Source organism: Pseudomonas prosekii, from assembly GCF_900105155.1.
Classification (GTDB): domain Bacteria; phylum Pseudomonadota; class Gammaproteobacteria; order Pseudomonadales; family Pseudomonadaceae; genus Aquipseudomonas; species Aquipseudomonas prosekii.
Genome location: NZ_LT629762.1, coordinates 4,969,932 through 4,991,665 on the forward strand (window position 1 = coordinate 4,969,932; position 21,734 = coordinate 4,991,665).

At 59.8% G+C, this 21,734-nt stretch carries 22 protein-coding genes, 1 rRNA gene and 1 pseudogene; 6 read left to right on the top strand and 18 right to left on the bottom strand.

Annotated features, from left to right (window positions below; translation table 11 throughout):
- Positions 1–24 precede the first annotated feature (24 nt).
- The 10 genes and pseudogenes from BLU01_RS22605 to soxR all read right to left on the bottom strand — a co-directional run bounded on the left by BLU01_RS22605 (position 25) and on the right by soxR (position 7,411).
- Positions 25–927, bottom strand: coding sequence for a metal ABC transporter substrate-binding protein (locus BLU01_RS22605; protein ID WP_092279661.1), 903 nt, complete (start codon positions 925–927; stop codon positions 25–27).
- Positions 928–1,827 (bottom strand): metal ABC transporter permease, encoded by a 900-nt coding sequence (locus tag BLU01_RS22610; protein ID WP_092279663.1) that lies wholly within the window; start codon positions 1,825–1,827, stop codon positions 928–930.
- A complete protein-coding gene (locus tag BLU01_RS22615) occupies positions 1,827–2,624 on the bottom strand; it encodes a metal ABC transporter ATP-binding protein (RefSeq protein ID WP_231987101.1) in 798 nt (265 codons plus the stop codon). The genes BLU01_RS22610 and BLU01_RS22615 overlap by 1 nt, the downstream gene beginning before the upstream one ends.
- Positions 2,621–3,547, bottom strand: coding sequence for a metal ABC transporter substrate-binding protein (locus BLU01_RS22620; protein WP_092279667.1), 927 nt, complete (start codon positions 3,545–3,547; stop codon positions 2,621–2,623). Before BLU01_RS22620 ends, BLU01_RS22615 begins: the two co-directional genes overlap by 4 nt.
- Before the next feature lie 35 nt (positions 3,548–3,582).
- Complete coding sequence (locus BLU01_RS22625) at positions 3,583–4,188, bottom strand: DUF6162 family protein (RefSeq protein WP_092279669.1); 606 nt, start codon at positions 4,186–4,188, stop codon at positions 3,583–3,585.
- A 2-nt stretch (positions 4,189–4,190) separates the two neighbouring features.
- Entirely contained in the window at positions 4,191–4,532 is a 342-nt protein-coding gene (locus tag BLU01_RS22630; protein ID WP_092279671.1) for a hypothetical protein, read from the bottom strand.
- Complete coding sequence (locus BLU01_RS22635) at positions 4,529–5,026, bottom strand: thiamine pyrophosphate-binding protein (protein ID WP_092281710.1); 498 nt, start codon at positions 5,024–5,026, stop codon at positions 4,529–4,531. The genes BLU01_RS22630 and BLU01_RS22635 overlap by 4 nt, the downstream gene beginning before the upstream one ends.
- 41 nt (positions 5,027–5,067) lie before the next feature.
- Entirely contained in the window at positions 5,068–6,264 is a 1,197-nt protein-coding gene (locus BLU01_RS22640) for a PepSY-associated TM helix domain-containing protein (protein ID WP_092279673.1), read from the bottom strand.
- A gap of 383 nt (positions 6,265–6,647) precedes the next feature.
- Positions 6,648–6,911: pseudogene (locus tag BLU01_RS22645) on the bottom strand (VOC family protein); the annotation flags it as partial.
- Positions 6,912–6,952: 41 nt separating this feature from the next.
- Positions 6,953–7,411 carry a redox-sensitive transcriptional activator SoxR gene (gene soxR / locus BLU01_RS22650; protein ID WP_092281712.1) on the bottom strand — a complete coding sequence of 153 codons (459 nt, stop codon included), beginning with the start codon at positions 7,409–7,411 and terminating at the stop codon, positions 6,953–6,955.
- Between the two features lie 147 nt (positions 7,412–7,558).
- On the opposite strand from soxR, the gene BLU01_RS22655 reads away from it, so the two are divergent.
- Positions 7,559–7,918 carry an antibiotic biosynthesis monooxygenase gene (locus BLU01_RS22655; protein WP_092279675.1) on the top strand — a complete coding sequence of 120 codons (360 nt, stop codon included), beginning with the start codon at positions 7,559–7,561 and terminating at the stop codon, positions 7,916–7,918.
- Between the two features lie 25 nt (positions 7,919–7,943).
- On the opposite strand, the gene BLU01_RS22660 is transcribed toward BLU01_RS22655, so the two are convergent.
- The 4 genes from BLU01_RS22660 to msuE all read right to left on the bottom strand — a co-directional run bounded on the left by BLU01_RS22660 (position 7,944) and on the right by msuE (position 12,117).
- Positions 7,944–9,047: a sigma-54 interaction domain-containing protein gene (locus tag BLU01_RS22660; protein WP_092279677.1), complete on the bottom strand. Its 1,104-nt coding sequence runs from the start codon at positions 9,045–9,047 to the stop codon at positions 7,944–7,946.
- 22 nt (positions 9,048–9,069) lie between these two features.
- The gene (locus BLU01_RS22665; protein ID WP_092279679.1) at positions 9,070–10,257 is read right to left on the bottom strand and encodes an acyl-CoA dehydrogenase family protein; all 1,188 of its coding nucleotides are present in this window, start codon (positions 10,255–10,257) and stop codon (positions 9,070–9,072) included.
- A gap of 140 nt (positions 10,258–10,397) precedes the next feature.
- Positions 10,398–11,543: an FMNH2-dependent alkanesulfonate monooxygenase gene (gene ssuD / locus BLU01_RS22670; RefSeq protein WP_092279681.1), complete on the bottom strand. Its 1,146-nt coding sequence runs from the start codon at positions 11,541–11,543 to the stop codon at positions 10,398–10,400.
- Positions 11,544–11,553: 10 nt separating this feature from the next.
- On the bottom strand, positions 11,554–12,117 hold the full coding sequence (gene msuE / locus BLU01_RS22675) for an FMN reductase (RefSeq protein WP_092279683.1): 564 nt from the start codon (positions 12,115–12,117) through the stop codon (positions 11,554–11,556).
- Positions 12,118–12,506: 389 nt separating this feature from the next.
- Between msuE and BLU01_RS22680 the strand changes: the two genes are divergently transcribed.
- The 4 genes from BLU01_RS22680 to BLU01_RS22695 all read left to right on the top strand — a co-directional run bounded on the left by BLU01_RS22680 (position 12,507) and on the right by BLU01_RS22695 (position 16,688).
- Positions 12,507–12,776 (top strand): hypothetical protein, encoded by a 270-nt coding sequence (locus tag BLU01_RS22680; RefSeq protein WP_092279685.1) that lies wholly within the window; start codon positions 12,507–12,509, stop codon positions 12,774–12,776.
- Between the two features lie 102 nt (positions 12,777–12,878).
- On the top strand, positions 12,879–13,493 hold the full coding sequence (locus BLU01_RS22685; RefSeq protein ID WP_092279687.1) for a LysE family translocator: 615 nt from the start codon (positions 12,879–12,881) through the stop codon (positions 13,491–13,493).
- Positions 13,494–13,656: 163 nt separating this feature from the next.
- Positions 13,657–14,814: a cysteine desulfurase family protein gene (locus tag BLU01_RS22690; protein ID WP_092279689.1), complete on the top strand. Its 1,158-nt coding sequence runs from the start codon at positions 13,657–13,659 to the stop codon at positions 14,812–14,814.
- A 65-nt stretch (positions 14,815–14,879) separates the two neighbouring features.
- Positions 14,880–16,688 (top strand): aminopeptidase P family protein, encoded by a 1,809-nt coding sequence (locus BLU01_RS22695; protein WP_092279691.1) that lies wholly within the window; start codon positions 14,880–14,882, stop codon positions 16,686–16,688.
- Positions 16,689–16,740: 52 nt separating this feature from the next.
- On the opposite strand, the gene BLU01_RS22700 is transcribed toward BLU01_RS22695, so the two are convergent.
- The 4 genes from BLU01_RS22700 to rhtA form a co-directional block, all read right to left on the bottom strand.
- Complete coding sequence (locus tag BLU01_RS22700) at positions 16,741–17,331, bottom strand: 2-hydroxychromene-2-carboxylate isomerase (protein ID WP_092279693.1); 591 nt, start codon at positions 17,329–17,331, stop codon at positions 16,741–16,743.
- Between the two features lie 70 nt (positions 17,332–17,401).
- Entirely contained in the window at positions 17,402–18,130 is a 729-nt protein-coding gene (locus tag BLU01_RS22705) for an SDR family oxidoreductase (RefSeq protein WP_092279695.1), read from the bottom strand.
- A gap of 72 nt (positions 18,131–18,202) precedes the next feature.
- Entirely contained in the window at positions 18,203–18,484 is a 282-nt protein-coding gene (locus BLU01_RS22710; protein ID WP_092279697.1) for a hypothetical protein, read from the bottom strand.
- 173 nt (positions 18,485–18,657) lie between these two features.
- Positions 18,658–19,545, bottom strand: a complete 888-nt coding sequence (gene rhtA / locus BLU01_RS22715) for a threonine/homoserine exporter RhtA (RefSeq protein ID WP_092279699.1) — start codon at positions 19,543–19,545, stop codon at positions 18,658–18,660.
- A 611-nt stretch (positions 19,546–20,156) separates the two neighbouring features.
- Here rhtA and BLU01_RS22725 point away from each other — a divergent pair.
- A 16S ribosomal RNA gene (locus BLU01_RS22725) occupies positions 20,157–21,693 on the top strand.
- Positions 21,694–21,734: the final 41 nt, after the last annotated feature.

Genomic DNA, 21,734 nt, shown 5'->3' on the forward strand with positions numbered 1-21,734 from the left:
AACGATAACGCGGACTATCTGACGTTACGCCCCACTCAACCCTTTAATCACCGAATCCACATTCCCTTCCAACTCGGCTACCGGGTCCGCCGCATCGGTGCTCAGCACCACCAATCGGCTACCCGATTCGGTAATGACCGCTTTCACCGCGTCCGACGGCTGACGATGATGCAGCACCACCGCGACGTCGTTGTCCTTGAGCGTTGCACCGAGTTGCCGCAGATCTTCCGGCGTCCACTCGGCATCCGGCCGCGCATCGACGCCGACCAGTTCCAGATTGAGGCCGCCGATCAGGTAACCGAAATGGTCGCTGAGGCTCATCACCGTCAGGTTGTCGGCACTCGCCAGGCGCGCTTCGCTGTCGGCGCTGAGCTTGAGCAGGCGCTGTTTCAACGCCGCCAGATTCGCTTCGATTTTCGGCTTGGCGGTGGGCGCCAAACGCACCAGGTCGGCGGCCATCACGTCCGCCATGCGCCCCATGTTGTTGCTGGAAAACCACGGTTGACTGTTCAGGCCATCGACCTTGTTGCCCGGTTGCACGGCGATGCCGGGCAGGGCGCCGTCGACCGGGCGCGCGGCGTCGACTTCGACGATGCGGATATTGCTGCGGCGGGCAATCGGGTACAGCGGATCATCCGACCACAAGGAGCGCAGGCCGATCACCGCATCGGCGTCGGTCGCCAGTTTTGCCAGCGCCGGCGCGCCACGTCCGGTGAAGTAAGCGGTCTGGCGGCTGCCCGGCAAGTTGCCCGGCGCCGCACGTTCGAGGCTGACATCGGTGCCCTTGAGCAACACTTCGCCCAAGCCGTAAGTGATCGGCAACGACGCCAGCACGCGCAATGGCTTGGCGGCGTCCGCTGCAAAGGAGGTGTTGACCAGCCCGCACAGAGCGACGGCGAGGGTCAGTTGACGCAAATTGAAAGACATTTATCCGAGATTCCCTTTCAGGCTAGGAACGACGCCGCGCGCAATGGCGGACAGGGCGAAAGCGATACCGGCAACCAGAATGATCGCGGCACCGGACGGGATCGGCAGGTCGAAGACGATTGGCGCAAGAATGCCGCACAGGGTACTGACCGTGGCAATCGCCACCGAACACCAGAAAAACCCCTTCAGTGACTGGCTGAGCAATCGCGCAGCGGCGGCCGGAATCACCAGCAAGGCACCGACCAGAATCGCGCCGATGACTTTCACCGCCGCGACGGTGATCAGTGTCACCAGAATCACAAACAGGTAATCCAGGGTCTTCACCGCGACGCCGCGCACCGCCGCCAGTTGCGGATTGAAACTGGCGAGCATGATGCGGTTGTACAGCGGCAAGGCCAGCGCCATCACCAGCGAACCGACGATGGCCAGCACCAGCAGGTCATTGCCATTCACCGTCAGCACCGAACCGAACAGCACGTTTTCCAGAATGTGCACGTTGATCTTGCCCGCGAGAATCAGCAGCAGGCTGGCGCCGAGTGCCAGCGACACCGAGAGGAACACGCCGATCAAGGTGTCCGGCGCCAGCCCCGTGCGGTTGCGCAGGTAATTGAGCAGGATGCCGAACAGCAAGCAGTAGCCGAACAGGCTGCCGTAAGGCCCGGTGTACGGTTCGCCGAGCAAAATGCCCACGGCCACACCGGTCAGCGCCGCGTGACCGACCGCTTCGGAGAAAAACGCGAAGCGCTTGACCACCACCAGCGTGCCCAGGCCACCAAGCACCGGACCGATCAGCAGACCGGCGAGCAGCGCGTTGACGACAAAGCCGTAGGCCAGGGCTTCCGGCAGATAACCGGACGACGCCCAACCCTGAACCATCAAACGAAAGGCTTCATAACTCATCAGACAGCGCTCCGTGGATGGGTTGAAAACAGGGTGAGCAAACGATCCGGCGTCAGTGCCTGCTCCGGCGTGGCGTCGAACAACACGTGGCGATTGAGCCCGGTTACCCGGTCCGCCAGACGCTTGACCGCTTCCAGGTCATGCTCGATCCACAGCACGGTGATGCCGCTCTGGCGCCAGTCGCCCAAGAGCCGTTCGAACACGCGAATGCCGGCTTCGTCGAGGGCCGACATCGGTTCGTCGAGCACCAGCAATTGCGGGGCGGGGATCAACCCTTGCGCGAGCAATACACGCTGACGTTCACCGCCGGACAGCGCGCCCATGCGCCGTTTGCGTTTGTCCTGCATGCCGACCCGTTCCAGCGCTTCGCCGATGGCCGCTGCGTAATGTTTGCTCAAACCGAGGAACGCCGGGCGGCGCTGACACATCGCCGCCATGAAATCGTCGACGGTCATCGGCAAGCCGCGATCGAACTCCAGCGCTTGCGGCACGTAGCCGATGATGCCGGGCGCGCCGGGCCATTGCAGGCTCAAGCGCCCCTGATGCGGCATCTGCCCGAGCAAGGTCTTGATCAGCGAACTTTTGCCGCCGCCATTCGGCCCGACCAGGGCGTGCACGCTGCCGGGCTGCACCTGAAAGGTCACGTTGTCGAGGATCGTCGTGCGACCCAGCGTCAGGCTGACTTCGCTGAAATCCAGAGTCGGTCCCAACACCTGTGGCAGCAAGCTCGCTGCCGCAGGGGGCTTGGTGTCAGTCAGGGTCGGGGGTTGTGAACTGATGTTTTCTTTTGCCGTCATGCGCCCGACTCCTGAATCGCCCGGACTACGGTGTTGAGGTTGCCGGTCATCTCTTTTTCGTATTTGTCGGCGGTGTATTCGCCGTAAGAGATGTGCGACAGCGGGTACAGCTTGACTCCGGATTCGCGCTGAATGGTGTCGACGTACGAGGAGGGGAAATCCATCTCCGAGAAGATCACTTTGACGTCCAGATCACGCAGTTGGTCGATGGTTTTTTTCAACTGGCTCGGGCTCGGCTCGATGCCGTGGGCCGGTTCGACCACGGCGGTCACTTCCAGGCCAAATTCGCGCAGCAGGTAGTCATAAGCGGCGTGGACCGTGGCAACCCGCAGTTCGGCGTTCGGCGCTTCAGTCAATTTGGCCAGGGCATCGGCGCGCATCTGGCGCAGGCGTTTGCCGTAGGCGCGGGCGTTTTGCGTGTAGGTCTTGGCGTTGTCCGGGTCGAGCTTGCCGAGTTCGCGGGCGATGTTGTTGACCTGGGCAATCGAGGCGCTGATCGACAGGAACGTGTGCGGGTTGACGACTTTGCCGGCACCGCGCGCGGCGACGCCAGTGGCGGCCAGCAGCGGTACGTTTTCGTTGGCTTCGATCACTGCGACGTTCGGCGTTTCGCTGGCGGCGATCATGCGGTCGGCAAAGTCATCGTGACCGACGCCGTTGAGCACCACCACGTCGAGCCCGCTGATGCGCTTGATGTCTTCGGCACGCGGCTCATACGCGTGTGGGTTGAAACCGGCCGGAATCAGCGGCACCACTTCAGCCTTGTCGCCGACGATGTTCGCCACGTAGCTGTAATAAGGGTGCAGCGTGATGCCGATGCGCAGGCGTTTTGCTTCGTCGGCGCTGGCCAGCGGTGCCAACAGACAGGCGAGCAAACCAACCAGGGTCAGGCGCAAAAATGAACGTAGAGATGAAATAGGCATGGGAAAGCGGTCTTCTCTCGGGTGAAGGCGAGGGTTCAGTGCCGGTGCTGGCGGGTTACGCCGGCATCGAATTGCGCGACGATCTGCTGCCAGCCAGCGCTTTCCAGCGCGGCGTCAGTCAGGTCGCTCGGGGCAGCGAGGGATTTGCCGCGATGCAGCCACACGTCCGGCGCATCATCGTCAGCGGTCAAGCGCATCAGGAATGAGCCGGCGACATCGGGCGACTGGCTCTGGCCGAAATAGGCTTTGGCCTCCAGCAACTGCCAGGCATGGCTGCCGCGACTGACCGAACTGGCGTCCTGGGCAAACGGCGCGAAACCTTCCTCGGCCAGCACTTCGGGGGTCGGCAGCGCGGCTTGTTCCTGACGCAACAGGTGAATCTCGTCGAGGGTCACCCGCAGATCGGCGTAAATGCCTTGCTCGGACGCGCTTAAATCGCGGCGCGCGTCGAGTTGATGGCTGCTGACGTTGCTGACTTCCTGCGACTCATGGCGCCATGCGACCACCGAACCGGCGACCGCCAGGATCATCAGGCACAACAGCAGCACATACAGCGTTTCATGCCCGGCGCCGGCGGGGCGCACGACTTGAGTGGTCGGAGTAACGCTGGTGGCGTTGCTTGGGGGGATGGGGCTGCTCATGCTTACGGGGCCTCGATGTCGGCTTGGTCAATCTCGACCACGTGACCCGGGCCGGCATCGAACAACACGTAGAATTCGGCGCCGGGTTTCTTGAAGGTCAGCGTCGAATCGGTGCCGAGCTTGCCCGGTACCAGAATGGTTTCGTCGTAGCCGATCACGTCCAGCGTTACCCCCGGTGCGCCGCTGCCGTCGGAGAAACCGCCGGTGCATTTGATCTGCTCGGCATCAATCGCCTTGCATTCACACATCGGGTTGTGGGCCAGGGCGCTGGCGCTGAACCCGGCGCTCAAGCCGGCACACAGCACCAGCAGCGCGGTGCGCAGTGGGCGGATTACGTTGATCATGGTTTGCCTCCTTGTTTGTTCAGCCAGGCGATGGTGGCCGGGGATGCCTGGCTCAGTGGGATCGAGGCCTGGTGCATCGAACCGTCCCAGCCCTCCATGGTGATCCACAGCTCGGCATCAGCTTTGGTTTTGACCGGCACCGGCAACGAAGCGCCCATGCGGTACGGCGTGCCGAAGAAAATCACCCCGGCGGCGCGCAGGCTGCGTGGCTTGCCGATACGCAGGTAAGTTGCCTTGACCTGTTCGACACAACTGCTGCACAGCGCCGCATTAAAGCTTTTCAAGTAGCCGGCCGGACCATCCGGGCGCGGCGCCTCATCGCGCAATTCGGCGAGGCGCATGCTCCACGGACCGACTTTGATCTCGCCGATTTCGTGCTCGCCGAGGCCGGCGTCGCCGCGAAACAGCGCCGCATCGGCGAAATATTTCGGCATGAAACCCAGCGGGATCAGCAGCAACAGAATGTTCAGGTGGAAACGCCATTTGTGCCACATCACGCTCAGGCGCGAGCGTTGCGGGGCGGCGATGACTTTGCTCACAGGCTGGCCTCCGAGGTTTCACGATTGACTTGCGCAGTGGCAATGCGGGTTTTTTTATGGCTGCGCTTGAGCGCGTTGGCGGTGGCCAAAGCGGTGCGTTTGGTCCAGATCAGCAAGCCACTGAGGACCATCATGCTCAGCAACAGGCCGAAGAAGAACCAGATCAGCTTGACCCACAAACCACCGAAATCGCCGGTGTGCAGTGGCCGCATGGATTCGGTGACGAACTCCAGCGCGTTGCGGTCCGACAACAGTCGCGAAGCAGCGATTTCACCGTTGAACGGGTTGATCGTCGCGCTCTGGAACATCAGCGGATACCAGCCACGTCCGGAGATGTCGAGGTGGCTGTAGCCATTGCTTGGCAGGCTGACCGAGCTGGCTTCCAGTCCGGGGATTTTTTCCTGGGCGATGGCAATGGCGCGGTCCAGGTCGATGCGCGGTGGCGGCGTGCCATCTGCCGAGATCGGCACGGCTTCGCGGGACATCGCCGGAATCACCGGGGCGCTGGAAATGGAAATCTGGTTATCGAACAGCAACGCTTGAATCAGGAACCAGGTGCCGGTGATCGACATGACCGCGATAAACCAGATCGACCAGATCCCGCTGAGGCGGTGAAAGTCGCCCCAGAAAATCCGCGCGCCGTGACGAAAGCGCAGGGTCGGCCTGAAAAAACCCTTCCAGAATTTCTTGTAGACCACCAGCCCGGTAATCAGCGAAACCAGCAGCGGCAAGCCGAGGAACGACACCAGGTACCAGCCCCAACTGAAACCGTTGGTAAATGGCACCAGCCACCAACCATGCAAGGCGCGGGTGAACGCCCTGAAATTGAATTCCGGCGCGGCGCCCTGGATGACCCCGGTGTACGGGTTGACGTAAACCGTCACCGTGCGCCCGTCGGGATAGGCGACGTCGACATCGAGGGCGAAGTGCGATTCATCGGGACGGTTGATCGATTCGACCAGAAGCTGCGGTTCGGCTTGCTTGATGGCGGCAAGGACTTGGTCATAACTGAGCAGCGGCGCATCGTCCGAAGGTTGGCTGGCGCGCATTTGCGGGCTGGCCAGCCAGACGATTTCCTGGCTGACGACGGCGAGAGTGCCGGTCACACAAACGATCAACACAAAAAACCAGATCGGCAGTGCCAGCCAGCTGTGCACCAGAAACCAGATTTTGGAGCGGGATTTCTTCGACATTTTTGGAGGTCTTGGTTCGATGAAGGGGTCTCTACTGCGGGCTTCGCAGCGTGGTGAACCCGGAAAAGTCCGGCCGTGGCTTTTGCCTACGCGGGCAGACTGCATCTATATAAGACGCATGAGCAACGGAAATCCTGATGCGGATATGAAAGCAAATGTTTCGCGTTTCCGTTTTCGGAGGGTTTTGTTGGGGGGGGCTGGCTTGCGGAGGCGATAGGTGGGGGCGTTTGCGGTGAAGGTGAGGACGCTATCGCGAGCAAGCTCGCTGCCACAGGGGTTGGTGTTGAACACACATTTTGTGTGCGCAACCGTTCCCGTAGGAGCGAGGCTTGCCCGCGAAGAGGCCCGATCAGGCACTAAACATCTCGAACATCTCGAACATCTCAACCCTGCTGAAACATCTCCCTGGCCCGCTGCTCAATCTGTTCCTGAGTCAAATCCTCCTTATGCGTGGCGAGAATCCACAGTTGCCCATACGGGTCTTTCAACGTGCCCGAGCGGTCGCCGTAAAACTGATCCTTGACCTCGGACACCACGGTGCCACCGGCGGCAATCGCCTGTTGAAAGGATTTGTCGACATCGTTGACATATAAATGCAGGCCCACGGACGGCGAGTTGTCCGGATTGCTCAACGGGCCTTGATCGCACTTCGGGCGCCTTCGCGGGCAAGCCTCGCTCCTACAGGGGATTAGTGAGCGCCAGAGATCAAATGCGCCCCTGGGCCTTGCTCCCCGAGCACATCGGCGAAGTTGCGCAACGGGCACGCTTCCATCGACAGACAGCCGCAGCCGATGCAGCCGTTCAGCCGGTCGCGCAACAAGGTCAATTGCGCAATTCGCTCATCCAGTTCGCGACTCCATTGCGCCGACAACACTTTCCAGTCAGCCGCCGTCGGTGCGCGGTTGTCCGGCAACGCTTTCAGCGCCTCGCCAATCTCCGCCAGCGGAATGCCCAAACGCTGGGCAACTTTAATCAACGCAACCCGGCGCAGCACTTCGCGCGGATAACGGCGCTGGTTGCCCTGATTGCGATAGCTCTTGATCAAACCCTTGGTTTCATAAAAATGCAGCGCGGTCACGGCCACGCCGCTGCGCGCGGCAACCTGGCCAACGGTGAGTTCTTTTTGCAGATTCTGCGAAGTGTTGATTGGCGAAGTGCTCATTTGCGAAAAAGCCTCTTGACCTCTAGTTAACTTGAGGTTTTACCCTGCAGGCCTTCGGATCGCAAGGTCCGGTTTACCGGTGAGTGGGGACTTTTTATGCGCACGTCAGTTATGCAGGCGTCAGTCAGGCACATGTCAGAGAAAAATCGCAGTTTCACCCAATTGATCGAATTCGAGATCGAGCCTCATCAACAACCTGCGCTGGTCTCGGCGCTGTCGGCGCAGACCGAGCGTCTGGCGCAGGATTTCAGCGGCTTCTTGAGTGCGAGCATTCAGGCCAGCGACGATGGCCGGCGGGTGCTCAATTACCTGCAATGGCAATCGCGGGAGGCCGGGGAAGCGGCGTTTCAGCGCTTCGAAAGCGGCGAGCAGGATTTCTGGCAACTGATTCGCGCGCACCAGGCAAAAACCGTAACGTTCGGTTCATTCCAGGTATTGCACAGCCTGGAGCGCAGCCACGACAACGCGCTGCACTGCAATCTGGTGCTGTGAAAAAGCAGGTGCTGTAAAACAGCCGTCAGATCGACAACTGCATCAAGCGCTCGCCCTGCACATTCTCGGTGGGCCGGCGCTTGTTCACCGCCAGTTCGCCGATCTTGATCAAACGCGTGCGTGTGACGTTGCGGCTCAAACCGAGCAGCGCGGCGGTGTGCACCTGGTTGTAATGGCTGAAGCGGTAGGCGGCGCGCAGCAAGGCGTCTTCGACTTTTTCGTGGAGCGCGCCGGCCTGTTCCTCGAAGAGTTTCTGGAAGGCGCGGTCGAGCAGCGCTTCCGGCGAATCATCGACATTGCCGTGGTGATCGTCCTGACGCTCGATGCGCATGTTCGACAAGCGCAAATCGTCGCGTTCGATCACGCCGTTGCGGCAAATCAGCAAGGTGTGGTGGATGACGTTTTCCAGTTCGCGGATATTGCCCGGCCAACTGTAACTGCGCAGTTTCAGCTCGGCCTCTTTGCTGATGGTGATGCTGCCGTAGCCCAGGCGCTGGCTGTAGGCTTCGATGAAATGCCGGGTCAGCGGCAGGATGTCGCCGGGGCGATCGCGCAAGGGGCTGAGTTCGAGGCTGACGACGTCGAGGCGGTAATACAGGTCTTCGCGAAAATGCCCGGCATTAATGGCTTTTTCCAGTTGCACGTTGGTCGCGGCCAAGACGCGCACGTCGATCGGAATGCTCTTGCGCGAGCCCAGCCGCACCACTTCGCGCTCCTGTAAGACGCGCAGCAATTTGACCTGGATCGCCATCGGCAAATCACCTATTTCATCAAGGAACAAGGTGCCGCCATCCGCCTCTTCGAACCAACCGGCCTTGGCACTCAGGGCGCCGGTGAACGCGCCTTTTTCGTGGCCGAACAATTCCGCTTCGACCAGCGATTCGGAGAACGCGCCGCAGTTCACCGCAACAAACGGCCGGTTGCGCCGGGCGCTGAGGTTGTGGATATGCCGCGCGACGAGTTCTTTGCCGGTGCCGGTTTCACCGATGATCAACACGCTGGCTTCACTCGGCGCAACTTGTTGCAAATGCGCGAGCAAGGCCTGGGATTTCGGGTCTTCGAACACTTGCGCGGTGGCGCGGATCGACGTGGCAAGGGCGGGCGAGGGCGGTAGGGTCAGCAGTTGCATGGCAGGCTCCATGAAGAGAAGGTCAGGAATAGAAAGTCGGAATCGGCAGGGACTGGTTCAGCGCCCAATCACCCAGTTCATGGAGTTTGTAATCCACCGGGTCGTGCAGGGTTTGCGTGCGCAGGTTGCGCCAGTGCCGGTCCAGCCGCAGCGAGGCGTGGGTCGAGCGCGCGCCGGTGACTTCGAACAAACGGCTGCACAATTCCAGACCGTTGCGCGTAGCGGCGACCTTGGCCGTGGCAATCGCCGTGGCCAGATGCCCGCGTTCTTCGGCGCTCAAATTCGCCCCCCTGGCCCACGCCTTGTCGAGCAAGTCGGCGGCGCGTTCGACCAGCAACCGCACGCCTTCGAGGGCGACCCAGAACTCGCCGTAATGGCCGAGCACATACGGATCCTCGCGCACATCGCGAGCGCTGGATTTATGCCAGGGCCGGGTTTCGGTGAGGGTGTATTGGCGCGCTTCTTCGAAGGCGCCTTCGGCAATGCCGAGGAACATGTGGGTGAAGGTCAGTTGCGCAATCAACGGCCGCAGGCAGGCGAACGGTGTGCTCAACGGCCCGGGATCGAGGAGCAATTCCGACTCTTCGACTCGCACACGTTCGAAGGTGGCGCTGCCGCTGTCGGTCTGGCGCTGGCCCATGTTGTTCCAGTCGTTGTGCAGCGTGATGCCGCTGCGACCGCTGGGGATCGCGGCGATCAACAGCTTGCCGCCAGCGCTTTCATCGACCGCCGAGGCGATCAGCATCTGCGAATCGCTGGCGCCGGAGCAGAAGCTTTTCTTCCCGGAAAACTCGCGCCAGCCGCCAAGGTTTTTCACCACGGTGCGCGTATCCAACGGGTTCAGGGCGTTGCCCCAGAACCAGTTCTTGCGCGCGGTCTGTTCGAACCACGGCTGCCACTGTTCGGGTTTGGCGAACAGGCGCACGGTGGCGAGCATCAGGTGATGAAAACCGAAGACGTGGGCGATTGAACTGTCGACCTTGGCGAATTCGCGCACCACGCTCAGGGTTTCACTCCAACTGGCGCCGAGGCCGTCGTACTGGGTGGGAATGCTCAGCGCGAGCAGGCCGCTGTGGCGCAACGCATCACGTTCAGCCTTGGGCGTGCCACCGCGTTCGTCGCGCTCGACGGCCGTCAGGGCAAACTCCGCGGCCAATTGGCGAGCGGTGTGCAGGGGAGATAACAGGGCGCTTTGTGGTTTGGCCGTCACGCGTGGAATTCCTTATATGGACGACGCTTTCTGTAGGAGCGAGGCTTGCCCGCGAAGCAGGCGCCGCGGTGGTTCTGATGCACCGCGTGATCGTTCTTCGCGGGCAAGCCTCGCTCCTACAGGAGCAGTGTCAGGCAGTGTCAGGCCGTGGCTTTGCTCGGCAGTACGTCATTGGCGATCATTTCGCCGAACGGCCCGGTGAGGTTGGTCACGCCGCGTCCGGCCAGGCTTGCGTAGGGTTCCGGCAGCAACGGGAACACCAGTTCGGCAAAGCGATAGGCTTCTTCAAGGTGCGGATACCCGGAGAAGATAAAACTCTCGATCCCCAAATCCGCGTACTCCTTGATCCGCGCCGCGACTTGCTGCGGATCGCCGACCAATGCGGTTCCGGCACCGCCACGCACCAGGCCGACGCCGGCCCACAGGTTCGGCGAGATTTCCAGATTATCGCGGCGCCCGTCATGCAACGCCGCCATGCGCCGCTGGCCTTCGGAGTCAAACCGCGAAAACGACTTCTGCGCCGCCGCAATGGTTTCGTCGCTGATGTGCTCGATCAGTTTGTCCGCAGCTTTCCAGGCTTCTTCCGCGGTTTCGCGAACAATCACATGCAAGCGAATCCCGAACTTCACCGTGCGCCCATTGCGCGCCGCACGCTCACGCACATCGGCGAGTTTTTCGGCAACGGCGGCCGGTGGTTCGCCCCAGGTCAGGTAAACGTCAACTTGTTCGGCGGCGAGTTCGTGGGCAGCTTCCGAAGAACCGCCGAAGTACAACGGCGGATACGGTTTTTGCACTGGCGGATACAACGCCTTGGCGTTTTGTACCTGCAAGTGTTTGCCTTCGAAATCTACCGATTCGCCTTGCAGAACGCGGCGCCAGATCTTCAGAAATTCGTCGGTGACTTCGTAGCGTTCGCTGTGATCGAGGAAGATCCCGTCGCCTCGGTTTTCATCGGGATCGCCGCCGGTGACCACGTTGATCAGCAAGCGGCCATTCGACAGGCGATCCAGGGTCGCGGCCATGCGCGCCGAAACCGTCGGCGAAATGATCCCCGGCCGAATCGCCACCAGATAGCGCAAGCGCTCAGTCAGCGGCACCAGCGCCGAAGCGATCACCCACGAGTCTTCGCAGGAGCGCCCGGTGGGAATCAGCACGCCGTGGTAACCGAGGCTGTCGGCGGCCTGCGCCACTTGTTTCAGATAGTTGAGCGTCACCGGGCGCGCGCCTTGGGTAGTGCCCAGGTAATGGCCGTCGCCGTGGGTCGGCAGAAACCAGAAAACATCCATGAAGAGATCCTTAAGCGATTTTCAGCAGATTTTTAGGGTGCACGCCGAACAGCGGTGCGGCGCGTTCGGCAGCCAGACGAATGCGCGCCTTCAAAGGCTCACTGGTGATCTGGTAATTGGCGAAATCGGCCTCGGTGGCGTACACGCCAACCGGCAAGGTCAGCGCCTGGAAGAAACTGAACAGCGGCCGTAACTGATGATCGAGCACCAATGCATGCCGTTCGCTGCCACCGGTTGCGGCCAGCAGCACTGGCGTATTGATCAGCGCATTCAGGTCGATCAGATCGAACAGATGCTTGAGCAGGCCCGGATAAGAGCCGCGATAAACCGGCGCGGCGACGATCAGCAGGTCGGCGCTTTCGATGGCTTGCAGCTCGGCTTCTACCTCTGCGCTGAGTTCCTGGCGCGACAGGGCGGCGCCGAGCGGGCGGGCAATGTCGCCCAGCTCGATCAACTTGCTCTCGATTGGCAACTGCTCGGCCAGTTCGGCCAACAGCGCCTGGGTCAGCACCAAGGTGCGCGATGGGCGCCAGGTTCCGCCGGAGAGGGCAACGACTTTCAGTGGACGCGACATGATCAGTTCCTTTTTAAACAGTTGCTCAGCGAGCAGTGACTAGTCACTGGGCTGGAGCAAGACCTGTACCAATCCTTCGCAGCCCGTATTTGCAGGGCTTCGAGCGCCATGCTCGAGGCAAACTGTGTGATTGGCAGGGCTGTTTGTTGAATGACTGTTGCCTGGCAAACAGTTGCCTGGGCAACAGTGCGTGCGGCGGTGGGGTTGTTATAAAGGCTTGCTGTTATTCCTCAAAAGATCATTAACGGATATTTATAGATCTTTAGCGAATATGTGATCTTTTGTTTCCGCTGGCTGATACCCACTATCGAGAGCGTTGATTTCTGCCAATCGCGGGCCGGGCGTAGCCTTCACCCATCGCCAAACATCAGATTGCCAGGACGCTCGCCATGAACCGCTTACTCACCGTTTCCCTGTTGCTCGCCATTACCGTTCTCGCTGGATGCGCCAGCCATGTTTCCCCCGAGCTGCGCCCCTACACCGCAGAAGAAACCAGGGAATTGGCAATGGAAGCGCTGAACCGTCGCGGTTTGTCATTCGATGAGTACCACGCGAAAAAAGCCGAATTGCTCGGTCAGCCGCAGAAGACTTTCGGTTTTGATAGCCAAGGTGAAATGAGCGCCGAACGAGCCGTACACCTGCACGGTCGTCCAAGCTAAGCCGCAACTGTACTGCTCGAACTTTCACCTAACTGTCCGTGGGTTTCGCGCAAGCCGTGCGCTAGGGTCAATGCCTGACTGACCCTGACGGAAATGCCGCCGATGACCCTCTCGCTCGACTTGCTGCTGGGCTTCGCCCTGTACGCCCTCGTAACCTCGATCACTCCTGGCCCGAACAACACGTTGTTGCTGGCATCGGGCGTGAATTTCGGCTTCAACCGGACCATTCCGCACATGCTCGGGATTACCTGCGGCCTGTTTGTCATGGTGGTTGCAGTGGGTTTCGGCCTGGGCACGGTGTTTCAGAACTATCCATTGCTCTACGCGGTATTGCGCTACGTCGGCGCCGCGTACTTGCTGTACCTGGCGTGGAAAATTGCCCATTCCGGGCCAGTCGCGGAAGGCGAGCGCGGCGAGGGCAAGCCGATCAGTTATCTCGGCGCGGCAGCGTTCCAGTGGGTCAATCCCAAGGCGTGGATCATGGCCATCGGTGCCATCAGCACCTACACGCCGATGCAGGGTTATTTCACCAATGTGCTGGTGATTGCCGCGGTTTTTGCCTTGATCAACTTGCCGAGCGTCAGTGTCTGGGTCGCCTGCGGCAGGCTGTTGCGCAACGTCTTGCGCGATCCTCGCTGGTTGCGCCTGTTCAATTGGGGCATGGCGGCGTTGCTGGTGGTTTCGCTGTATCCGTTGCTGCTCGAAGGCTTTAGCTGATGCATTGCTTCAACCGGTTGGCCGATGCCTGTTAAGCTCGACTTCGGGAGCGTTCCTACGCACTTTGAAGAGAAGTCGTATTTCTTTAACAGCATCCGCTCAGGTATTGCTGGCGTCTGCACACCGCTTACCTGATTCCGGAACACGCTCTGCGAGCCTTTTTATGAATAAACGTCCGTTGTATTTCGACTACGCCGCCACTACGCCGGTGGACGAGCGAGTCATCAAAGTCATGGTCGAGTGCCTGGGTTTCAACGGCAACTTCGGCAACCCGGCTTCCAGCTCCCATGCCTTCGGCCAACAGGCGCGGCAATCGGTCGAGCAGGCGCGCCGGCAAGTGGCCGAATTGGTCGGCGCCCAGGCTGATCAGATCGTCTGGACCTCCGGCGCCACCGAATCGAACAACCTCGCGCTCAAGGGCGTCGCCCAGGCGCGAGGGGTGTCGGGCGGGCACATCATCACCAGCCAGATTGAACACAAGGCGATCCTCGATACCGCGAAACAATTGCAGGACGCCGGCGTGGCGGTGACTTATCTGGTCCCGAACGCCGAAGGCCTGATTACCCCGCAAGCGGTCAGCGAGGCTCTGCGCGACGACACCTTCCTGGTGTCGCTGATGCTGGTCAATAACGAACTCGGCACCGTCAACGACATCCCGGCGATTGGCCAGGTTGTGCGTGATCGTGACGCGCTGTTTCACGTTGACGCCGCGCAAGGCGCAGGCAAAGTCGCGATTGATCTGGCCGAGTGGCCGGTCGACCTGATGTCGTTTTCCGCGCACAAGATCTACGGCCCCAAAGGCATCGGCGCACTTTACGTCGGCCCACGCGCGCAACAGCGCTTGCAGGCGCAGATCCACGGCGGCGGGCATGAAGGCGGGCTGCGTTCCGGGACGTTGGCCACGCACCAGATCGTCGCCATGGGCGAAGCGTTTGCATTGGCCGCCAGTCTGTTCGACGACGAGAAAGCCACCATCGCCCACTTGCGCGAGCGCTTGCTCGAACAACTGTTCAGTCTCCCCGGCGTGCGCCTCAATGGCAGCACCACCCAGCGCATTCCGCATACGTTGAGCCTGACCTTCAGCGAAGGTGAATTCAACGTGACGGCGCTGGGCCATTCGATTGCGTTTTCCGCGACCTCGGCGTGCAATTCCGCGAGCAACGCGCCGTCCCACGTGTTGCTGGCGTTGGGGCATGACGCGCGATCTGCCGGGCGCACCATTCGTTTGAGCCTCGGACGTTTCACCACCGAGCAGGATATCGACCAAGCCGTCCAACTGATTAAAACGGCCTGCGCCAGCGCCCCGGCGTTCTGGCAATAAGCCGTTAAAGCGCCGACTCAGATCGGCACTCAACAATAATGACCAAGTGGTTAGCAGGAGAAATGATGAGTACGCAGCCTTTGACCAACGGATTGGTGCCCCAGCGCCTGGCGCAAACCCGCGAGCTGATGAGCCGGGAAGGCATTCATGCCTTGCTGGTGCCGTCGGCCGACCCGCACCTGTCCGAATACTTGCCGGGTTACTGGCAGGGCCGGCAATGGTTGTCGGGCTTCCACGGTTCGGTCGGCACCTTGATTGTTACGGCGGATTTCGCCGGCGTCTGGGCTGACAGCCGTTATTGGGAACAAGCGAGCAAGGAGCTCAAGGGCAGCGGCATCGAGTTGGTCAAACTGCAACCGGGTCAACCAAGCCCGCTGGACTGGCTGGCCGAGCAAACGCCCGAAGGTGGCGTGGTTGCCGTCGATGGCGCAGTAATGGCCGTGGCTTCGGCACGCACGCTGGGCAGCAAACTCGAAGAACGCGGCGCACGCCTGCGCACGGACATCGACCTGTTGAGCGAAGTCTGGAGCGACCGTCCAAGCCTGCCCAATGAGCCGATCTATCAACACTTGCCGCCGCAAGCGACCGTCAGCCGTGGCGAAAAACTCGCGCAATTGCGCAACGTATTAAAAGAACGCGGCGCCGATTGGCATTTCATCGCCACGCTCGATGACATCGCCTGGCTGTTCAACCTGCGTGGCGGCGATGTCTCGTTTAACCCGGTGTTCGTTTCCTTCGCGTTGATCAGTCAGGACCAGGCGACGTTGTTCGTCGCGCTGAGCAAAGTCAGCGCCGAACTGCGCGCGATCCTTGAACAGGACGGCGTGACCCTGCGCGATTACAGCGAAGTCGCCGAGGCCTTGCGCGCCGTGCCGAGCGGTTCGAGCCTGCAGGTCGACCCGGCGCGCGTCACCGCCGGTTTGCTGGATAACCTCGACAGCGGCGTCAAACTGCTCGAAGGCTTGAACCCGACCACACTGGCCAAATCGCAGAAAAGCCTGGCCGATGCCGAACACATTCGTCAGGCAATGGAACAGGACGGCGCGGCGCTGTGCGAATTCTTCGCGTGGCTGGAGTCGGCGTGGGGGCGTGAGCGCATCACCGAACTGACCATCGACGAACACCTGACCGCCGCGCGCATGCGTCGCCCGGATTATGTGTCGTTGAGTTTCAACACCATTGCCGCGTTCAACGCCAATGGCGCGATGCCGCATTACCACGCGACGGAAGAAGAGCACGCGGTGATCGATGGCGACGGCTTGTTGCTGATCGACTCGGGCGGCCAATACCTGGGCGGCACCACCGACATTACTCGCATGGTCCCGGTCGGCACCCCGACCGAGGAGCAGAAGCGCGATTGCACCCGCGTGCTCAAAGGCGTGATTGCCTTGTCCCGCGCGCATTTCCCTCGCGGCATCCTGTCGCCGCTGCTCGACTCGATCGCGCGCGCGCCGATCTGGGCCGAAAGCGTTGATTACGGGCACGGCACCGGGCACGGCGTGGGTTATTTCCTCAATGTTCACGAAGGCCCGCAAGTGATCGCCTATCAAGCGGCGGCAGCACCGCAAACCGCGATGCAGCCGGGGATGATTACGTCCATCGAGCCTGGGACTTATCGTCCGGGCCGCTGGGGCGTGCGGATCGAGAATCTGGTGTTGAACCGCGAGGCAGGGAAAAGCGAGTTTGGTGAATTCCTCAAATTCGAAACCTTGACCCTGTGCCCGATCGACACCCGTTGCCTGGAGCCGTCGCTGCTGACGCTGGAGGAGAAGCAGTGGTTCAACGGCTATCACGCTGAAGTGCGTGAACGCCTGAGCCCGCTGCTCGACGGCGCTGCGCTGGAATGGTTGAACACGCGGACTGCGGCAATCTGATGGATTGGAATTCAGGCGCTGCTTTCAGCGCCTGTTTTTTTTCCGAAAGACCTCAGCTCAGGGCTTCGCGGACAAAGTCCAAGCGGTCCTGACCGAAGAACAGCTCATCACCGATAAACATGCTTGGCGCACCGAACACGCCGCGTTGCACTGCCTGTTCGGTGTTTTCTTTCAGTACAGTTTTGATGTGCTCATCGGCAGTCAGGGCCAGCACTGCATTCGGCTCAAAACCGTTTTCAGTCAACACGGCTGCGACCGTAGTCGGATCATCAAGGTTGCGACCCTCGACCCACAGCGCGCTGAACAGGCAATCGATGAAGGCCTGAAAGCGTTCGGGATGGCGCACTTGCATACCCGTAACCGCGCGCATCAGCATCAGCGTATTGATCGGAAAGTGCGGATTGAATTTCAGCGGCACGTCATATCGCTGAGCGTAGCGATCCAGATCCTTGAACATGTAGCGACCCTTTGCCGGGATCATCGCCGGTGAAGCATTGCCGGTGGCTTTGAACACGCCGCCGAGCAGCATCGGTTTGTACACCAGTTGGCTGTCGGTCTGCGCGCAGATCTTCGGCAGTTGGGTGTAGGCGAGGTAGGTGGCGGGGCTGCCGAGGTCGAAGAAAAACTCCACGGTTTTGCTCATCGTCAATGCACTCTGCTGGGCTGTTTTGGTTGTTGTCAGTTGTTGTCAGTTGTCGTCGTGAGGCGTGGGGTTACCAGCGTTCATTCCAGGGGCGCAGGTCGAGCTCGAAGGTCCAGGCGTCGCGTGGCTGGCTGTGCAGGTACCAATAGTTTTCGGCGATGTGCTCGGGGTTGAGGATGCCGTCGTCTTCTTTGGTTGCGTATTTTTCCGGGAAACTGTTGCGAATGAAGTCAGTGTCGATGGCACCATCGACCACGACATGCGCGACGTGGATGTTCATCGGGCCCAGTTCACGCGCCATGCTTTGCGCCAAAGCGCGGATGCCGTGCTTGGCCCCGGCGAACGCGGCAAACCCGGCCGCGCCGCGCAATCCAGCAGTGGCGCCGGTAAACAGCAGGGTGCCGCGTTGGCGTGTGGCCATGCGTTTGGCCACTTCGCGCGCATTGAGAAATCCTGAGAAACAGGCCATTTCCCAGATCTTGAAATATTTGCGGGCGGTTTCTTCGAGAATGCTGCACGGCACGTTGGCGCCGATGTTGAAGACGAATGCTTCGATAGGGCCGATCTCGCTTTCGATCTGCTCGACCAGCGCGATCACATCTTCTTCCTTGCGCGCATCGCTGGCGAAACCATGCGCCTCGCCGCCGCTGGCGTTGATCGCATCCACCAGTGGCTGGAGTTTATCGGCGCTGCGCCGGGTGACACAGGCGACGAAACCTTCCTGCGCAAAACGCTTGGCAATCGCGCCGCCAGTGGCATCACCTGCGCCGACAACCAGTACGACCTTCTTGTTATTCATGGGCTGATCCCTTTTGGTAAGCGCTCGTTGGCAGAACGAACGTTAGGCCAGGATCAGCCGCTAGTCGACCGTTTACTTGCAGATGACGATCATGCTGCGACTGGTATAACCGGCAGGGTTGAGCCCGAAAGGATAGTCACCAGGCTCTTCCACCGAATCCCCTGACTTGGCGATGACCTTGTAGTTTTTGGGCGCACACGAATTGGCGGCGCTGGTGTAGCACTTGTCCCAAGAGGACGAGAGGCCGGAACAGTTGATATGCAGCCCTTTCTTGCCGTGCTTGACCTGGGTCTTTGAAGTCGCCGCGCAGCCTGCAATTGCGAGTACGGCGATCAAAATCAAAATTCGTTTCATTACTGTCCTTATAGCGGCCCGGATCTGGCGCCCGGGTCTGGCTGCGTTCGCTGTGACTTTCACCTGACGCGCGTTGTTGTCCCTGTCTGAAAAACTCCATGTGCGGCATCGGGTTGCGCGGCTAAACATGGCCTAAATAAACGGTAAATACCAGAGCTTCGTCAAATCCGGTATCAATCTGCTGCGATGGCGGGTTTGGCGTTGCTGCCCATAGTCAATGTCGCTCCAACGGAAGCGAGAATGATGCAGAGAATGGCCATCCACTGGGAGAACGACAGGTATTCGTGGAGGAACAGCAAACCCGAGAGTGCACCGAACGCGGGTTCGATGCTCATCAATGTGCCGAAGGTTCGCGCGGGCATTCGCGTCAGGGCGACCATCTCCAAGGTGTAGGGCAGGGCGGTGGACAGCACGGCGACCCCAATTGCAACCGGGATCAGCGAAGGAGTGAGCAAAGCGGCGCCGGCGTGGACGATGCCGATCGGTGCGACGAACAGTGCGGCGATCATGACGCCCAGCGCAGCGGTTGTGACGCCGTTGTCGGCGCCGGCCTTCTGCCCGAACAGGATGTATAGCGCCCAGCACGCCCCGGCGCCGAGTGCGTAACCGGCGCCCACCAGGTCAATTCCGGCGGATGTCGCGCCGGTGGGTATCAATAGCAGCAAACCGACGGCGGCGAGCGCGATCCACAGAAAGTCGATGGCGCGACGCGAGGCGTAGATCGCGACGGCCAATGGACCGGTGAATTCCAGCGCTACGGCGATACCCAGCGGAACGGTGCGCAGCGACATATAGAAGAGAAAGTTCATTCCGCCCAATGCCATGCCGTAGATGATCACAGTGCGTAGGGACTTGGCGGTCAGCGTTGCTCGCCATGGGCGCAGGATCAGCAGCATGATCACGCTGGCGAAGATCAGCCGCAGGGTTGTGGTCCCTTGCGCGCCGACGATGGGGAACATGCTTTTGGCCAGGGATGCCCCGGACTGGATCGATGCCATGGCTATTAATAGAAGGCCAACCGAGAACAGAGTGGAGGCAAGCGTGCGGGGTTGGTCGTTCATTGCGAGGCGTCGTCCGAGGCAGTAGGCGAATTATGATGTTACGTGTGGGCAATATACTGCGCACTCGACGAGCCGGCGTCTATATAAAGGAGGTTTTTAGCCGATTTGATTGAAACAGCAAATCAGCGCTTGACGGGAGAATCTGGAAGTCTATAATTCGCCCCACTTCTGGCGCAGTCGAAACGGAAAACTCCTTGGTAAACAATGAGTTACGCAGGTTTCGGCAGTGAGTTGCTTCAGTTCATCGAAGCGCGAAAGGGGGTTGAAAAAGAGGGGTTGACAGCAGCGAGTAACGCTGTAGAATTCGCCTCCCGCTAACGAGAGATCGAAAGCGCAAGTGGTTGAAGTTGTTGAAGAAATCTTCGAAAACTTCTGAAAATAACCACTTGACAGTAACTGGCGCTGCTGTAGAATGCGCGCCTCGGTTGAGACGAAAGATCTTAACCAACCGCTCTTTAACAACTGAATCAAGCAATTCGTGTGGGTGCTTGTGGAGTCAGACTGATAGTCAACAAGATTATCAGCATCACAAGTTACTCCGCGAGAAATCAAAGATGTAACCAACGATTGCTGAGCCAAGTTTAGGGTTTCTTAAAAACCCAAAGATGTTTGAACTGAAGAGTTTGATCATGGCTCAGATTGAACGCTGGCGGCAGGCCTAACACATGCAAGTCGAGCGGTAGAGAGAAGCTTGCTTCTCTTGAGAGCGGCGGACGGGTGAGTAATGCCTAGGAATCTGCCTGGTAGTGGGGGATAACGCTCGGAAACGGACGCTAATACCGCATACGTCCTACGGGAGAAAGCAGGGGACCTTCGGGCCTTGCGCTATCAGATGAGCCTAGGTCGGATTAGCTAGTTGGTGAGGTAATGGCTCACCAAGGCGACGATCCGTAACTGGTCTGAGAGGATGATCAGTCACACTGGAACTGAGACACGGTCCAGACTCCTACGGGAGGCAGCAGTGGGGAATATTGGACAATGGGCGAAAGCCTGATCCAGCCATGCCGCGTGTGTGAAGAAGGTCTTCGGATTGTAAAGCACTTTAAGTTGGGAGGAAGGGCAGTTACCTAATACGTATCTGTTTTGACGTTACCGACAGAATAAGCACCGGCTAACTCTGTGCCAGCAGCCGCGGTAATACAGAGGGTGCAAGCGTTAATCGGAATTACTGGGCGTAAAGCGCGCGTAGGTGGTTTGTTAAGTTGGATGTGAAATCCCCGGGCTCAACCTGGGAACTGCATTCAAAACTGACAAGCTAGAGTATGGTAGAGGGTGGTGGAATTTCCTGTGTAGCGGTGAAATGCGTAGATATAGGAAGGAACACCAGTGGCGAAGGCGACCACCTGGACTGATACTGACACTGAGGTGCGAAAGCGTGGGGAGCAAACAGGATTAGATACCCTGGTAGTCCACGCCGTAAACGATGTCAACTAGCCGTTGGGAGCCTTGAGCTCTTAGTGGCGCAGCTAACGCATTAAGTTGACCGCCTGGGGAGTACGGCCGCAAGGTTAAAACTCAAATGAATTGACGGGGGCCCGCACAAGCGGTGGAGCATGTGGTTTAATTCGAAGCAACGCGAAGAACCTTACCAGGCCTTGACATCCAATGAACTTTCCAGAGATGGATTGGTGCCTTCGGGAGCATTGAGACAGGTGCTGCATGGCTGTCGTCAGCTCGTGTCGTGAGATGTTGGGTTAAGTCCCGTAACGAGCGCAACCCTTGTCCTTAGTTACCAGCACGTAATGGTGGGCACTCTAAGGAGACTGCCGGTGACAAACCGGAGGAAGGTGGGGATGACGTCAAGTCATCATGGCCCTTACGGCCTGGGCTACACACGTGCTACAATGGTCGGTACAGAGGGTTGCCAAGCCGCGAGGTGGAGCTAATCCCAGAAAACCGATCGTAGTCCGGATCGCAGTCTGCAACTCGACTGCGTGAAGTCGGAATCGCTAGTAATCGCGAATCAGAATGTCGCGGTGAATACGTTCCCGGGCCTTGTACACACCGCCCGTCACACCATGGGAGTGGGTTGCACCAGAAGTAGCTAGTCTAACCTTCGGGAGGACGGTTACCACGGTGTGATTCATGACTGGGGTGAAGTCGTAACAAGGTAGCCGTAGGGGAACCTGCGGCTGGATCACCTCCTTAATCGACGACATCAGCTGCTCCATAAGTTCCCACACGAATTG